The 16,596-nt window shown below is 40.0% G+C and carries 6 protein-coding genes and 3 tRNA genes; 2 read left to right on the top strand and 7 right to left on the bottom strand.

Annotation, left to right across the window (positions count from 1 at the left end; all coding sequences use genetic code 11):
- Positions 1-3,604 (top strand): ImpA family metalloprotease (locus ABYD77_RS03425; RefSeq protein ID WP_372767012.1); only part of this gene is annotated, 3,604 nt, incomplete at its 5' end.
- 77 nt (positions 3,605-3,681) lie between these two features.
- Here the strand turns inward: ABYD77_RS03425 and ABYD77_RS03420 are convergent.
- The 7 genes from ABYD77_RS03420 to ABYD77_RS03390 form a co-directional block, all read right to left on the bottom strand.
- Complete coding sequence (locus tag ABYD77_RS03420) at positions 3,682-6,402, bottom strand: TonB-dependent receptor domain-containing protein (protein WP_372767010.1); 2,721 nt, start codon at positions 6,400-6,402, stop codon at positions 3,682-3,684.
- Positions 6,403-6,708: 306 nt separating this feature from the next.
- Entirely contained in the window at positions 6,709-9,822 is a 3,114-nt protein-coding gene (locus ABYD77_RS03415; RefSeq protein ID WP_372767008.1) for an efflux RND transporter permease subunit, read from the bottom strand.
- Positions 9,819-11,123: an efflux RND transporter periplasmic adaptor subunit gene (locus tag ABYD77_RS03410; protein WP_372767006.1), complete on the bottom strand. Its 1,305-nt coding sequence runs from the start codon at positions 11,121-11,123 to the stop codon at positions 9,819-9,821. Before ABYD77_RS03410 ends, ABYD77_RS03415 begins: the two co-directional genes overlap by 4 nt.
- Complete coding sequence (locus tag ABYD77_RS03405; protein ID WP_372767004.1) at positions 11,110-12,528, bottom strand: efflux transporter outer membrane subunit; 1,419 nt, start codon at positions 12,526-12,528, stop codon at positions 11,110-11,112. The genes ABYD77_RS03410 and ABYD77_RS03405 overlap by 14 nt, the downstream gene beginning before the upstream one ends.
- 509 nt (positions 12,529-13,037) lie before the next feature.
- A tRNA-Phe gene (locus ABYD77_RS03400) sits at positions 13,038-13,113 on the bottom strand.
- Positions 13,114-13,238: 125 nt separating this feature from the next.
- Positions 13,239-13,314: transfer RNA gene (locus tag ABYD77_RS03395), tRNA-Thr, on the bottom strand.
- Between the two features lie 27 nt (positions 13,315-13,341).
- Positions 13,342-13,417, bottom strand: a tRNA-Phe gene (locus tag ABYD77_RS03390).
- 417 nt (positions 13,418-13,834) lie between these two features.
- Between ABYD77_RS03390 and ABYD77_RS03385 the strand changes: the two genes are divergently transcribed.
- Positions 13,835-16,585: an ATP-binding protein gene (locus ABYD77_RS03385; protein WP_372767002.1), complete on the top strand. Its 2,751-nt coding sequence runs from the start codon at positions 13,835-13,837 to the stop codon at positions 16,583-16,585.
- Positions 16,586-16,596: the final 11 nt, after the last annotated feature.

The raw sequence follows: 16,596 nt of genomic DNA, 5'->3' as shown, positions 1-16,596 counted from the left end.
AAACCTGCCAAGCTGGGCAAGCTTTAGTACTATTAATGGTGAAATATCTGGCACACCAAGCGCTAACGATATCGGCACCTTTGAAAACATCGAAATTACTGTCAGCGATACGCAAGCTTCTTCTAGCATCACAGTAAGCATTACTGTAAATAAAGCGCCAATTACAAATACCCCTCCTGTAATATCGGGCACACCAGCTGATGCTGAAGAAAATAAACCTTACTCATTTATTCCAGCCGCAAGTGATGCGGATGGCGACACCTTACGCTTTAGTGTTAAAAATCTACCTAGCTGGGCGAACTTTAATACTATTAATGGTGAAGTATCTGGCACACCGACCGCTAACGATATCGGTATCTTTGAAAACATTGAAGTCACCGTCAGCGATACGCACGCTGCTTCTAGCATCACGGTAAGCATTACTGTAAATAAGGCGCCTATAACAAATACCCCTCCTGAAATTTCAGGCATGCCGAAAAATGCCATTGTGGGAATTCCATATGAGTTTTTACCAACGGTTAAAGACAATGACGATGACAAGCTGACTTTTTCAACATCTAACTTACCGACTTGGCTGAGTCTTGATGCAAATACAGGTAAGTTGTCAGGCACAGCTAAAAATGAGCATGTAGGTACGTTTGATAACATTATTTTGACAGTAAGTGATGGCAAGGCCGAGAACACTCTAACTTTCTCTGTGACTGTAGACGCGGCTAATAACTTACCCGTTTTAGTTACAGCACTAGCTACAGCACGCGCAGATGAAAGCTTTAGTTTGCAACTTCAAGTAAAAGATGATGACAATGACAGTGTAGAAATAACACCGCTTAATCTACCACACTGGCTTAGTTTTAATACCAGTAGCTTGGTGTTATCAGGAACACCTAAAGACGACAACGTAGGTAATCGAAAACTTGAATTTACCCTATCAGATGGTAAAGAAACCAATTCACAATCACTTATTTTAACAACCGAGAAAAGTTGGCTTACCATTGCCATTGAAACCGGTAATGCATTGGTTGTAAAAGAGAGCGATACCATTCTAAACGCCGCAATTAACGAATTGTCATCACATAAAGTACGATTTAACGATATTAAATCACAGCTCTTTAAAAAAAATAGCCAAGGTGATGTACTAGATGCTATTGACTGGGATCCGACCCATGATGCGGCAATTTTGCAAGGTCAATATCCGTTTAACGATAATGTACTTTATACCACCAGCTCTAACCAATCTGGCGGACCAGATAGGGTATTACCAATCGCAATAGCTGGCAGTAAAACGCCGACATCAGGAAGATACATCGCTTACGGTGGCAACCCATTTAGAAATTCCGTAAACGATCAAATGCTCAAATTTATGACAAACACATTTGATTGGCTGACTCAAAGTAACACAACAATAAAAAGCCAATTTAATGTTGTGCTTAGTCAATTAGATGAAAGTTATTGGTTTAGAGATCGCAGCTTAACCCGCGCTTGGCTTGATGCTAACTACAGCAATGTCTCTTACAACCAAGCAGGTGATTGTGATGGCAGTAAGTTAGCTGAGTGTATTGCTGCAAAACCTGACGTTATTATCATTTCTCGCATGCTTCGCGATGGCGATAACCAACAGGCAATTTTAGATGCTGTTAGCTCGGCACTTAATCAAAATATTCCTGTGCTATACATTCAGTACGATGGTGGTATTGGTGAACACGGCCGCAAACTGTTGCAGTTGCTTAATATCAGCCATAAAAATGATAATTACTGGTGGAAACTTTATTTAGACGACTTTAACCCAAGTACTGTATTTAATAAGCTGCCAAACGATATGCAGGCGATAAACACTTTGTTAAATAACTTCAAAACAGGCGTGTTTAATGTCGACCTATCAAACTGCGAAACCCGTAGCTGCCCAGATAATTCGAATAGTTATAACGAATTTTTTGCTGGCGCCGATGTTGTTAAAACCATGTTTAATGGTTTTGACAGTGAAAAACGCAATATTTTCAAAAGTGCTGACTATCGTTTAAACAAATTGCTGATTTTACTTGCCGACCATTATCGTCAAACGGTGAGTTTTCCTATGGATAAAATAGCGACAGATACCGTTTCATTCTTTAAATCCTTGTACGCCGATTATGCGGTTTATAATGTACGCGACATTAATCCTACTCAGCCTGATATGGGTAACTTTAGCCGTTCGGATTTCAGCCATATAACGCCTGAACATGCTGCAATTACTTTAACAGCAAAACCTTATTTCCGTTCAGCGGGGGTTTATGCCATTCCGGGGCAATCATTTACGGTAACGCGCACTGATAACCAGGCAGTCACAACCCATATCTTTATCAATACGCTGCGTACAGGCGCAACCCACATTTTCAGTGAAAACAAATACAATCGCCCGTATTTACTTCAAACACAAAAAATAGAAGTAAAACCAAATGAGTCGGTAACGCTTACATCAAGCTACGGTGGGCCAATTCAAATTGCATTTGATAAAAAAGACCTAGAGGTAAACTTTAGTTTTACTCATGTTGGTCGTCATCCTCATTGGCGCAACAAAGATGATGACGCTATTTTTGCAGAACGTATGGCAAGTGGTGATTATGATTGGGCAGAAATTGCTACTCCAGGTTTTGAAGTGCATTCCAAACTCAGCAAACTAGAAGCATCCCTAGCAGGCAGTATTTGGCCTGTAGCCTCCGACTTTGCCAATGCAACATCACGCTACACTCATAACCTAGTACATGTATTAGCTGGCTTTAAAGGGCCAGGTATTGATGTAGAGCCTGAAATTCATGACTTTGTAACCGCTCGCGGGCTCGAAGTAGATACCATTGATATCGTCAAGCATATGAATGCCGACCAACCGACTTGTGGCTGGGGCTGTAGCGGTAATCCTTATGATGCCGGCTGGAACTTTAGCCCTACAGGTCATGGCGACTTGCATGAACTTGGTCATGGTATAGAACGCAGCAGCATGCGTTTTGAAGGCTATGGTGGTCACTCAAATACCAACTTCTATTCATATTTTAGTAAGTCAATTTATGAAGACGACACAGGAGAGTCAGCAAGTTGTCAAAGTTTACCGTTTGAAACACTGTTTAATACACTTCAGCAAAGTAAACTTGAAGCAGATTCAATTGCTTACATGCAAGCGAATTTAACTAAAGGCTGGTCTGAACATCACGCAATTTATTTACAACTGATGATGGCGGCACAGGCTGAAAACACACTTAACAACGGCTGGTTCCTCTACCCTAGATTACATATTTGGGAACGTGAGTTTTATCGCGCAGATGACTCTGATAGTGCATGGGAAGCGAAAAAGAGTGGCCTTGGTTTTTCCAATTATTCTCGCGCAGAGTTATCAAGCATCTCTCGAAATGATTGGCTTTATATATCGCTCAGCAATATAACCCAATTAGATTTAACCACTTGGTTCACCATGTACGGTTTCACAGTATCAGACACAGCAAAAACGCAAGTTAAATCAAATGGCTTTAAAGAGATTGCTGAGGTGTTTTATACCAGCACGGGTACAGGATATTGCTCAAGCCTAGTGCAGTCATCAGTACCCGTAGATGGCAAACAAGTTTGGCCGCATAACTAACCTCTTCGTGTAATATAAAAAAAGCCCAGTTAAATAACTGGGCTTGACTATCTAACTCCAGGGAAATCAGTAGGAGTTTAGAACTGTTGACGGAACGATAGGTAGTATGAACGACCGTAAATAGAATAGAGGTCGCCATCATATCCACCCCAGCGATCAAAGCTTGGGTCTTCATCCGTAATATTGTTAACACCTAATGTAAAGCTGTTGCTCCATGGTAAGTGCATGGTGTATGACAAGTTGTGTGTTGTGTATTCATCCACAACAAACAATTCAGTTTCAGAACCTTCAACAAGATCCCAAGACTTTTGTTCACTCATCCAATTACTCCAGTAACTTACACTATGGTCACCAAGCTGGTAGCTCATAGTCATATTCAAACGTAAATCTGGGTAACCTTCACGACCTGATACGTCTTCTGCTACTACTGCTTCACCATTATCTACATATGTGTATGTATACTTAAGGTACTTGCTGATATTCAATCCTAGGTCCAACTGACCTTCACCAATTTCAAAGCCAGCGTTAAATGAAATATCAAGGCCTTCACGGTCTGATTCACCTAAGTTGATTCGTGGTGCAACAACATAGTCGATACGACCATTTGCAAGTAGAGAAATTTCAGAACCTGGGTAAATTAACGAAATGTCAGGACGTTCAACACCTAAATCATCTGCAATTTGATACAACTTAGCTTGCGTTTGCATGATTTCATCTGAACTAATTGAAGAAATTAAGCCTTCCGTCGTTAATGTCCAATAATCAACAGTAATATCAATGTTTTCTGTAATGTTGTAAGAAACACCAAAGTTAGTTGATTCTGATTCTTCTGGACCAAGGTTTAAATTACCGCCAGTGCGAGTTGGCGCTTCTTCAATACGGTTACAACTATCAATGTCTTCGCCTTCTTCATAACAAGCTACATAGTTAGTGATATCTCCGTAGCCTTCAACCATACCTTTATTCAAATCTGATAGCGTTGGCGCTCTAAAACCAGTCCCCCATGACGCACGAAGTAATAGAGAATCTAAAGGACGGTAACTAACAGAAACTTGCGGATTGGTTGTTGAGCCAAAATCAGAATAATCATCATAGCGACCTGCTAAGTTTAATTCTAACTCGTCTAAAACAGGCACAACAATTTCAAAATATGCAGACATCACATCACGCTTACCAGCACCACCCGAACCGCCCGAACCGCCAACAATTAATCCGGCTTCAGCTAATGCATCAACTTGGTGATCGTATTCTTCTTCACGATAAGAAGCACCAACATATGCACCGATTTCGCCAGCAGGAAGTTCCATCACTGAGAATGAAGCACCACCGGTCAGTTCTAAATATTCAGCTGCGCCGCGTTTATCATAATTTGCTTTTGCCCCTGCAGGCAGTGGTGAATTTGGATCGCGTGGATCCCAGCCAATAAATTCACCGGCTTGCTCATCGTAATAACCGATTAAATCATTCTGCGCACCATCTAGCAGATAGCCTGTACCCCAAGTAAATGCATTGTATTTATTATAGTTAGCTGATACATCCCAATCGAAATGTTCTGTTGTACCTTCTAATGCAAACAAGAAATCAAGTACACTGTCGTGTTTTTCAGCTACACGGTCACCAGCTGTATCAAAACGGTAACGCATACCCGCCCAAGGATCAGCATATAATTCTTTTAGCTCAATACCCTCAGGTGTAGTGTAAGCAGGTAAACCCTGTGGAATAGAAATTGAAGCAGGAACAGGTGCTGAGATATCAAGGTATTTATTTTGTGCCCAATATGCACGCGCTGTAAGTTCGATAGAATCGCTCAGCTCGTAAGTATAATGAATAAGAGTATTGTCACGAGTCGCTTTTGATGTTGCAGCAGCAGCTCGTGTGTAATCGTAGCCACAAATACTATCACCCGCATAATTACGATCGTTTAGTGGACCAATAAATGCTTCACCATAAACCTCGCTACAGCTTACGTCATTTGCAAACGGATGTTCCCATGCCCACCCACCAGCGCCACCTTGAGTTAAAACTCGACCTGTCCAAGAGATATTTTGCCAATCATTTGCATCTGATGAATCACCACCTGGTTGCACAAATGGTTGAGTGTAATCACGTTCCGAAAACATAATATTGTCTTGTTGGAAGTGCTCGATTGTAAAGACAAGGTTGCCTTTATCTGAACTTAATCCCCCAGTGAAAGAGAATTTATTGCTATCACCACCTTCACGATCATGCTGCTCAGTACGCGCATCAAATTGAACACCTTGAAAATCTTTCTTTAAGATAACATTAATAACACCTGCGATAGCATCAGTACCATAAATAGCAGATGCACCATCAGTTAAAATTTCGATTCGTTCAACCGCAGCCATTGGAATTGTGTTTAAATTTGATGCACCACCATCTAAAACAGGTGATTTCGCCATTCTTTTGCCATCAAGCAATGTTAGCGTATGCTGAATCGAAGCACCTTTTAGCGCTACCGTAGATTGTGATGACCAAGAATTATTAGCACCACCACCATAAGAACCGAACGAGTTTAAGTTTGAGTTACGTAATGCGTCACCAACAGTTGCAAAACCCTGCGCTTCTAAATCAACAGCATTTAATACTGTTACAGGGACAGCGCCTTCCATATCAACACGTTTAATGCGTGAACCAGTTACTTCAATACGTTCAACTTGCGCTGCAGCCTCTTCTTCTGCTGCATTAATTGCAGGTGCACCAATTAAAAGGGAAGAAATAGTTAAAGGAAGGAACGCCTTTTTAAAACTTATTTGGTAACCCAAAAAATGTGATTTCATTATATTGCTCGCCATTTATTAAAATAATTTATGTAATTGTGTTATTTAAGTGAGAGTACATAACACACACTCATTTATATAAAATATATTGTATACTTTCTACACAAATAAATAATTTTTTACACTTTTGTATACAAAATATTAATAAGAAATGACGAAAAATAGCTTTTAATACTTAACTATCAGATAGATAGACTTAAGATTGTGATCTAATGTAATCAGAAAATTTTTTGACGAATAAACTGTTTAATGCAAAAAATAAGAAAAAAGGAGCCTAAGCTCCTTTTGGTGTGGGAAAATCAATTTTTAAGCGACTTGTTCATTTGCCGCCGTCAAATTTCGATAACTGGTTTTAAACTTTTCAACAATCAAGTAGTTAACAGGCACCAAAATTAAGGTTATAAACGTGGCGAACACAATACCAAAGCCAAGCGATACTGCCATTGGAATTAAAAATTGTGCCTGTGTTTGCTGCTCAAATAATAACGGCATTAAACCACAGAAGGTGGTAATACTGGTGAGCATTACTGGCCTAAAGCGTGAGACGCCTGCGGTTAATACCGCATCCATTAGTTCAAAACCCTCTTTTCTGCGTTTGTTAATGTAATCAACTAACACTAAAGAGTCGTTTACTACCACCCCAATTAAGGCAAGCATTCCTAGTAAACTCATTATGGTAAGCTCCATCGCCATAATCCAGTGTCCAAGTACCGCACCTATCATGCCAAACGGTATTACGCTCATTACAATAAGTGGTTGAATATACGATTTAAAGGGAATAGCCAATAATGCATAAATTACAAAAAACACAAAAATGAGCGCCCAACCAAGTGAGCTAAATGACTCTCTTTGCTCTTTCGCTTCACCTTCAAGGGAGTGTCGAACACCTGGGTATTTAGCGACTAAACCGTCAAGAAAATCTTTAAGTTCGGCCTGTAACACTGTCATATTGGTATTTGCTTTTTCAATATCCGCAGTAATGTTTACAGTACGGTAACGGTTAATACGGTAAATACTCGACGGGCTTTGCCCTGGCGTTAGTGTTGCCACATGGTTAAGAGGCACTTGACCACCACTTGGTGTATTGATTAATAACGAGTTTAACGTTGTAAGCGAGCTTCGCTCATTAAGCGGTAAACGCACCATAACGCGAACATCATCTCGGCCACGTTGGATCCGTTGTACTTGCACCCCAAAAAATGCATTACGCACTTGGCGAGTCACATCTGTTCTAGTTAAACCAAGGGTTTTGCCTTGCGCTGTAAGCTCTAACTGCAACTCTTCTTTGCCATCACTTAAGCTGTCAGCAATATCAAATACCGTTGGGTAAGTCGCAAGTTGCTTCTTCACTTGATCCGAAACTTCTTGCAAAGTAGTCAGTGACATTCCAGTTAATTGAACATCGATGGGATCGCTTGAGCGACCAATTTCGGCACGAAACGTTAAACTTTCAGATCCTGGAATTTGCCCGATTAAACCGCGCCATTCCGACACTAACTCGCGTGAGCCAATATCAAGCGTACGCGACTCTGGCGGTGTGATCTCAAATCGTACCCCACCGGTGTTAGTTGCACCACCGCGGCCACCTGTGGTTGCCAACACATTAATAATGACACTTTCACCGGTCTCAGCATCACGGTATTTTTCACGTAATACTTCGGCTTTATCTGCCATCAAATCAATGTATTTAGAGGTAACTTCAAAGGGTGTTCCGGTTGGCAAGGTTAGATTGGCTCGCACTGTTTCGCTTGGAATTCGTGGGAAGAAAATAAACTTCGTCCAACCACTCATAATAAGAGACAAGATAATAAAAAACACAGCAACAAATAACGACACTGTGACGCCTTTGTGACTCACCGCTTTATTTAATAAAGGACGATAATATTTAAAAATAATTCTCTCGAATCCATCAGCAAAATTTTGTTGGAATTGGCTAAATTTACTTACTTTGCCTTTTTCTTTTCTGAGCTTTAGATATTTAAGGTGAGCAGGCAATACAAATTTTGATTCAACCAACGACATTAATAATACAGGAATTACCACGACAGGAATTTGCGCAAATAACGCGCCACGGGCACCATCAATAAACGCCAGCGGCAAAAAGGCGGCAACCGTGGTTAATATGCCAAAGGTTACCGGTGTTGCCACTTCTTGCGTGCCTTTAATTGCTGCTTCTTCGCCTGATTCAGCGCTATTTAAATGCGTGTAAACATTTTCGCCGGTGACAATGGCATCATCAACCACAATACCCAACACCAAAATAAAACCGAATAAGGTCATAATATTTAGCGTGATACCAAACAGTGGCATTGCTAAAAATGCGCCCATAAACGACACTGGAATACCAATAAAAACCCAAAACGCAATTGCGGGGCGTAAAAATAAAGTAAGCAACGCAAGTACTAAAATGCCACCTTGTAAGGCGTTTGATGTGAGTGTCGAAATGCGGTTTTTAACAATAATGGAATCATCGTCCCAATAACTTAGCTCATAGCCTTGAGGCAATTTTCCTTGCTGGTTTTCGATATACGCCTTTACTTTATCAGCAACGTCTATCGCGCTTTGATCGCCAATGCGGTAGACCTCAATAAAAGCAGCCTGTTTGCCATTAAAACGAGTACGAACCGGTGATTCTTCAAAGTCATCTCTGATATTCGCCACATCTGATAAACGCACTAACGAACCATCAGCTAAGCTTTTCACAATAATGCTGGCAAATTCGTCTTTGTAATAAGCTTGCCCTTTTGAGCGCAGTAAAATATCACCACCGCTTGAACGTAAATTACCCGCTGAAATATCCGCACTTGATCGTTCAATGGCATTACCCACATCAGCAATGCTTAATTGATATTGACGTAGTTTGTCTTGGCTAATCTCAATAGCAATTTCATAGTTACGCACACCATCAAGTTCTAACTGAGTAACCCCAGGAATACGAAGTAAGTCATCACGGACTTTCTCGGCAAACTCACGTGTTTCTTTTTCTGAATAGCTACCCGAAACCGTAACATTAATAACATCGCGTTTGCGCTGTGCCAAAGACACCACAGGTTTTTCAGCGTCTGCCGGAAAGGTATTAATTGCATCTACACGGCTTTTAATATCCGCTAACATTTCACGAGGGTCGTAACCAGAATCCACTTCAATGGTAACCGATGCTGAGCCTTCCGATGAACGACTGCGGATCTCTTTTATACCCTCTAAGTCTTGTACTGCTTCTTCTACACGAATGGTAATACCTTGTTCAACATCCTCAGGAGTTGCGCCACGCAAAGACATATTCACGCTAATACGGTCGGTTTCAAAGGATGGAAACACCTCAAGCGGTAATTGCGTTGTTAATGAGAATAAACCGCCAATTAAAATGCTGATCATCAGCAAATTTGCGGCAACATGATTGCGTGTAAACCAAGCGATCATAGGGCTTTCTCCTGTTCGCGTTTCGCTTTACGCTCAGCAATCAGTTGCTCCACGGTAATACCGCGTTGTTTCGCAATTTCTTTTAACTTAGTTAAGCGCGCTTCTTGATTTTTTTCTTTGCTTGGCTGCTCGCCAAGTATAGCGACTTTAGTTCCGCTACTCACTTGTCCAAGTGGCGTCACAACAAGCCTTGAATCTGCCTCAAGGCCTTTGCTCACTAGGCTTTCAGTTTCACCTTGCCATGCAAGCGTGATGTCTTTTCGCATTAATTGGTTTTCATTATTAAGTACGTAGACATAACTGCCCTGATAAATGGCATTATTAGGAATAACTAAGGCATTTGGAATTTCACGCCCTGTAATTGTGGCATTAACATATTGACCAATTTTCACCGGGTTTTGCCCAGTCACAGGGGTTGAGTAAGGATCTTCAATTTGTGCAACCACATAAAGTTGTTGTGAAGCATCATTAATTGCACCTTCTGTACGTACTAAAGTGCCTTGCCACACTTGTTCACCAATTAAGTCAGAATTAAAAGTGACTTGGCTATTTTGATTAGTTTTTTCACCGCTTTGATACACTTCAGGCAAATCAATAAAAGCTAAGTCTTTATTATTGATAGGCAAACGAATTTCCACCGTGTCAGTGGCAAATATCTCCGCTAACTGAGTATTGTTTGAAACAACTTGTCCGATATCAACATGTTTCTTCAAAACTCGACCAGAAAAAGGTGCGATTATTTTTGTTCGTTCAAGCGCCAGCTGTGCTTTTTCGAGCTTGGCCTGTGCTGAAAGCACATTTGCCTCTTGTGCGGCAAGCTGCGGTTTGCGTAATACTAAATCGCTTGGAACATCACCACTGCCTAGTCGCTGCCAATCTGCAAGCGCTTGTTTGCCGCGGGCTTGCTCTTCAAACAGCGCCTGCTTTGCAGACAGTAAACTGGCTTCGGCAATTTTCACTTCAGAGCGGTAATCGCGCTCATCAATACTAAGCAGTACCTGCCCTTTTTCAAAAAAACCACCATCACGCAGGCTGTCACTTATAAAGCTAATTTCCCCCGAAACCTGCGCCACCAACACACTTTGCGTTCTTGGTTTTACTACACCATAACTAGCAACGTTTACTCGATATGGGCTTTCGTGAATTGTTTTAATATCAACTACTAGCTGGGCTTGTTTAGCGCCACCAAAACGCTTTGTAGTTGGTGGGTTTTTGAATATCAGGCTCACGATAATGCCTGCCGCGATTAAAATAACAATTGGCATTACAAAACGTGGAAAGCGGTTTTTATTGAACGGCATTAGCGTTTTCCTTTAATTCTTCAACTACAAAATCACCACCTAGCGCAACGTGTAAATTGACGCGGTTAGCAATTAACAAATTCTTTATACTGATTAAACTACTTTGTGCATCAAACGAGCGTTTTTGTGCATCAAGTACGGTGGTGTAACTTACTAGGCCTTTTTGATACTGTTCAAACGACAGGGTCTCTGCCAATTTCGCATTATTAGCAGCTAACAATGTAGCATCATAACGCTGCTGCAAATTACGCTCTGCAGAAATACCATTTTCGACACTTTGAAATGCTAAATAGAGATTATCTAAGTAGCTTATTTCTTGTTTGTTTAATTCAAGTAGGGCTTTTTCTTCATTCGCTTTTAAACGGCCAGCATTAAATAAAGGTGCTGTTAGCGAACCTGCTACCGACCAGGCAATATTACCACCAGCTAACAAATCACTTATATCACTGCTATCTGGGCCAATACTGCCAGTCAATTTTAAACTAGGGAAACGCTGTTTATGGGCATAGGCAAGCGCCGCATCTTTGGCAAGTAATGCATACCAGCTGGCAATTAATGACGGTTTACGAGAGAGTAGTTCTGACGGCATACCTAATGGAATATCCGACTGCAACAGTGGTAACTCCGCGGTAACTGAAAGTAAACCTGAAGGATAGTCACCAATCAACAATTCTAATGCACGAATGCGCTCAATTTGTGTATTTTGCTGGGCAACTAAACGGGATTTCTCATTATTAAATTCATTACGTGTTAAATACACATCAAGTGCATCATTAAGCCCTTGGCGGTAACCTGATTCTATTATGTCGAGATTTTGCTGCGCGAGTACTAAACGTTCATTTAAAAGTGCAACTTGGTTATTCGCTTCAATTACCGCAAACCAAGCTTTTACCACATCAGCAACTAATGCTTGTTTTTGCGAGTAATAATCCGCTTCTAATGCCATTACATTAAGGTTCGCATTGCGCTCTTTAGCGGATAATTTACCCCAAATATCAAATTCGTAAGATAAATTAACATCTAATCCATTACCGTTTGTGTAATTGTCAGTAGTTGGAATATAACGACGGTTACTGCTGAGAGATAAATCAAGGGTTGGCCACAATTCACTGCCTGTAATTACCAGTTGTTGTTTTGCAACTGCTATATCCAATGCTTTTTGTTGTAAAGAGCGATTTTTGGCAAGTGCTTTTTCAACAAGATTAAACACTTGCGTACCTTGCAGCTCTGCCAACCAGTTGTCACGAACAGCTAAGTAGTCATCTTGTGCTTGCCACGCGCTTGGGGTTGTTATCTTCTCGCGATAATCCGTTTCAATTTTATGTGTTGTATTACAGCCAACTAGCAATGTCATTAAGCCAATGGCTAAATTAATGCTAATAAAGGGCTTCAACCTGTTGCTCATTATCATCTCTCACTAGAGAATTTTATATCTTCAATATCATAGTTTAATAATTGTCTAAGAAGTGTCTCAATAAACTTTACATAGACTTACATTCATTGCTAATACAGAAACACATGAGAATAAGATCATTAATGTCGGCTGTTAACGATTTTATTGAGATTAATTGATGTTTAAATTTATGATGGATTGGAAAAGCTATTTGGATCAATCAATGAATAACGATTTAGAGAGATAAGACTTCAGTTAAAAAGATTTAATAGCGGTGGAGATTTCGCCAAATACTAAATTTCAGACATAAAAAAACCCTGACCTAAAGGTCAGGGTTTCGGAGTAAGTGGTGCCCAGCAATTGAGGCGGACAAAATTGTCAGGAACAATTTTGAACATGCGCAGCATGGCTTGGAAAGTACAAGGATGTATTTTCTCATCGAACTAGCGTGAGATTTCGCCAAGCATCTTTATTTCAAGCATAAAAAAACCCCGACCTAAAGGTCAGGGTTTAAGAATAAGTGGTGCCCAGAGGCGGAATCGAACCACCGACACGAGGATTTTCAATCCTCTGCTCTACCGACTGAGCTATCTGGGCATTTAATTCAGTAGCTTAGAAAACCTTAATAGGATTTTCAATACTATTCCAAATAACTCTACTAACAAAGCTATATGGTAAGCTATTTCAGTACTGCTTAAGTACACTCTTACGAGCAAATAAAATGGTGCCTGCTGCCGGAGTCGAACTGGCGACCTACTGATTACAAGTCAGTTGCTCTACCAACTGAGCTAAGCAGGCACACTAAAACTGGTCATCTTTAAAAGATGGTGCCCAGAGGCGGAATCGAACCACCGACACGAGGATTTTCAATCCTCTGCTCTACCGACTGAGCTATCTGGGCGTTTTAATTCGGTAAACTAGAAAACCTCAAAAGGGTTTTCAATGCTATTCCAAATCACTCTACCGACTGAGCGATTTGGGCACTTCATGAAAAAATAAATTTCACTAGACATTTGAGCGCCACTTGCATCTTGCTTTTGCGTTCTGCCTGTCTGGGCGTGCGGCGTATTAAAAGGGTTTTACCTCTTTAAGTCAACACTTTTTTCAAGATTTATATTTGTTTGAACACTTATCACCCAACTTGCACATAAACAACACAACACAAATGAATTCACTTTGCTAAATTCGTATGTAATAGTAAGATTTGTAGTGATTTTTTACTAGTTGTAGGGGTAAATTAACAATTTATTTGCTCTTACATTGAATAAATAACAATAATAACCAAATAAGCCCCATTAATTGGAGTAAGGTTTTTAAAATGCTTGCTAACAAGTTTTTGTCCCTCAAACTAATTCACACTATCAATGCCGTTGCCTTTGTATTTTTCGCAGCCACACTATATATGGCAATAAACAGCTTTTCCCAGCAACAGGCAAATACAGCTCCCCCTTCAAGTTATACTAAACTTGATATTCAAACTATTGCAGACAAAGTTGATAGACCCTTAGTCGATGCAATTACCCGATTTGGTTTTAATAATGCAATTCAAATCATTCACTCTCTTAAGTCGGTGGACAAACAACTCGATTACTACCTTTTTAATTTAAAACGAAATGAGTTTCAGCTTATTAATAAAACGGGGGGGGACTTTGATACCCCTCAAAATAAAACGTCTGTAATTGAGAATGACAATGCGATCATAGTCAGCCAACAACTTAGCCTAGATAACCAAGTCCATGGGTTGCTGGTAATTGAATATCAAAAGCCTTCACAAGTTGTCGCTATTGCGACATCATCAAGCGCGGCATATGTTTGGCTTGTATTTGCCACTGTCAGTGGTATTTTCTGTTTAACCTTTTTACCCACCGCACTGTCTCGTAAAATTATTGCTAATACCAAAAAGTTGGATAATGAAATTAGCTTAATCACAGAAAAAAATGACTATGAATTGCGCGTTGACACTAATATTGGTTTAGGACTTGCGCCAACAGCTGAACGAATCAATTTATTGCTTGATGCGGTAAATAAAAGTGAACAATTACATATTAAAGCTGAAAACAAGTTGCAAGCTTTGCAATCTAGTTTAGAACATCAAGTTGTTGCTCGAACTCAAGAGTTAGAAAAAGCAATTAAAGTAGCTGAGCGTGCTAATGAGGCAAAAACAACTTTCTTAGCGACCATGAGTCATGAAATTAGAACGCCGATGAATGGCGTGATTGGCACAATTGACCTACTGCGCAATACGACTCTTAGTGGCTCACAACATCGTCTGAGCAGTATTATTCGTGAGTCAGCTTTCTCATTATTGGGAATTTTGGATGATATTCTAGACTTTTCAAAAATCGAAGCTGGCAAACTAACTGTTGAAAATAAACCATTTAGTGTTGTAGGTGTTGTCGAAGAAGTTGCAAAGGTGATGAGCTCGATTGCCCATAAAAGCAATCTTGAATTATCACTTTTCATTGACCCTGACATTCCAGAGTCAGTCCTTGGGGATGCCGTGCGCGTTCGCCAGGTAATTTATAATTTATGCTCAAATGCCATTAAGTTCACACAAACTAACGATGATATTCAAGGTCAAGTAAGTATTGACGTTAAATTAACTTCAAATAGCCAAGACTTTGACACTATTGATTTTATTATTAGTGATAATGGTAAAGGAATGGATAAAACACAGCTTGCACGTATTTTCCAACCATTTAGTCAAGCAGAAGAAAGTATCACACGTGAATATGGTGGCACTGGTTTAGGCCTTTCAATTTGTAAGAGTCTAACAGAACTCATGTATGGAAATATTCGTGTAAGTTCAGAACTTGGCCTTGGCAGTGAGTTTGTAGTTAGAATTCCATTTACAAAAGATGAACAAGCTGCAAAAGGAAATCGTGGTAGATTACAAAAACGACGTACTGCACTCTTCAGTCCCTCAGAAGATAATAAGGAGCGCTTACGTTCTTACCTTAATTACTTAGGTGCTGAAGTAACACCGTTTAATCAAATTGGGGATGTTCTTGCAGAATGGCAATTGAAGAAAGGCCTAATTTGGGTAATTGATGGCACTCATGACATGGAAGAAGCCAATAAAATTTTACATAAAATTGCTTATAATCTCGAAGAGCATAACCAGCAAGCCATTGTGCTTGGCCGTTTAACTGAAGCAAAATTAAATTTGAAGAATCTTTTTTATTTATCTGCGATGCCGCTGTGTAAAACTGCATTTTTTAACTCGCTATTGATTGCGGCAGGTTTACAGTCACCAAAAATTATTAATACGCAACGTAAGATCACCCCACTTACAAACGAACAACACAAAGGACACTGCCAAGTATTGCTGGTTGAGGACAATTTAATGAACCAGCAAGTGATTTGCGATCAATTAAATTTACTTGGATACAGCGTCGATATTGCTTCCAACGGCGAAGAAGGCTTTGAAATGTGGCAAAACGGTGTATACGAATTTGTTTTAACTGACTTACATATGCCAAAAATGTCAGGTTATGATTTAGCACGTAAAATCCGCCAAGAATCGCCTTACCGTAAAGATCTTAAAAAAACTACAACTATTGTTGCCGTAACAGCCAATGCGTTAAAAGGTGAGCGCGAAAAATGTATCGAAGGTGGCATGAATGATTACATCACAAAGCCTGTAGAGCTTAACGTTCTTGAAGAGTTAATGGAAAAGTGGCTGCCTCAAACACATATTCAAACCAGTTCAACACCAATTTTAATCGATAAGTTAGTAAGCTATGTTGGCAAAGATATTGAGCAGCATCAACACTACCTTGATATGTTTGCGAAACATGGACAAGACTTGGCTTTTGATATTTCCCGTGCGTTAAAACATGAAGATTTGGAGCAAGCAGGCAAATTGGCTCATCAGTTAAAATCTACTGCAAATACAATTGGTGCAATTAACGTAGCTGAAGCAGCCCAGGCAATAGAAACGCTGATTGAACAAGAACGTGAAATTTCAAGCATAACACTCACTCATTATGCAGATGAGTTAGAGCGTCGCTTCTTTGAAGCTAATGAATATATTCACGATTATTTAAAGAATAATCTTAAAAATTAGTGTCTGTTGAA

Origin of the sequence: Pseudoalteromonas sp. (genome assembly GCF_041629635.1) — a bacterium.
In the GTDB taxonomy this organism is placed as follows: domain Bacteria; phylum Pseudomonadota; class Gammaproteobacteria; order Enterobacterales; family Alteromonadaceae; genus Pseudoalteromonas.
The sequence above is the reverse complement of the archived record's forward strand: the minus strand, read 5'-3'. Positions and strand labels throughout refer to the sequence as shown.

Bases quoted from the DNA above. Each gene is read 5' to 3' on its own strand.
- ABYD77_RS03420 (WP_372767010.1), bottom strand. From the start codon at position 6,402: ATGAAATCACATTTTTTGGGTTACCAAATAAGTTTTAAAAAGGCGTTC.
- ABYD77_RS03415 (WP_372767008.1), bottom strand. From the start codon at position 9,822: ATGATCGCTTGGTTTACACGCAATCATGTTGCCGCAAATTTGCTGATG.
- ABYD77_RS03410 (WP_372767006.1), bottom strand. From the start codon at position 11,123: ATGCCGTTCAATAAAAACCGCTTTCCACGTTTTGTAATGCCAATTGTT.
- ABYD77_RS03405 (WP_372767004.1), bottom strand. From the start codon at position 12,528: ATGAGCAACAGGTTGAAGCCCTTTATTAGCATTAATTTAGCCATTGGC.
- ABYD77_RS03385 (WP_372767002.1), top strand. From the start codon at position 13,835: ATGCTTGCTAACAAGTTTTTGTCCCTCAAACTAATTCACACTATCAAT.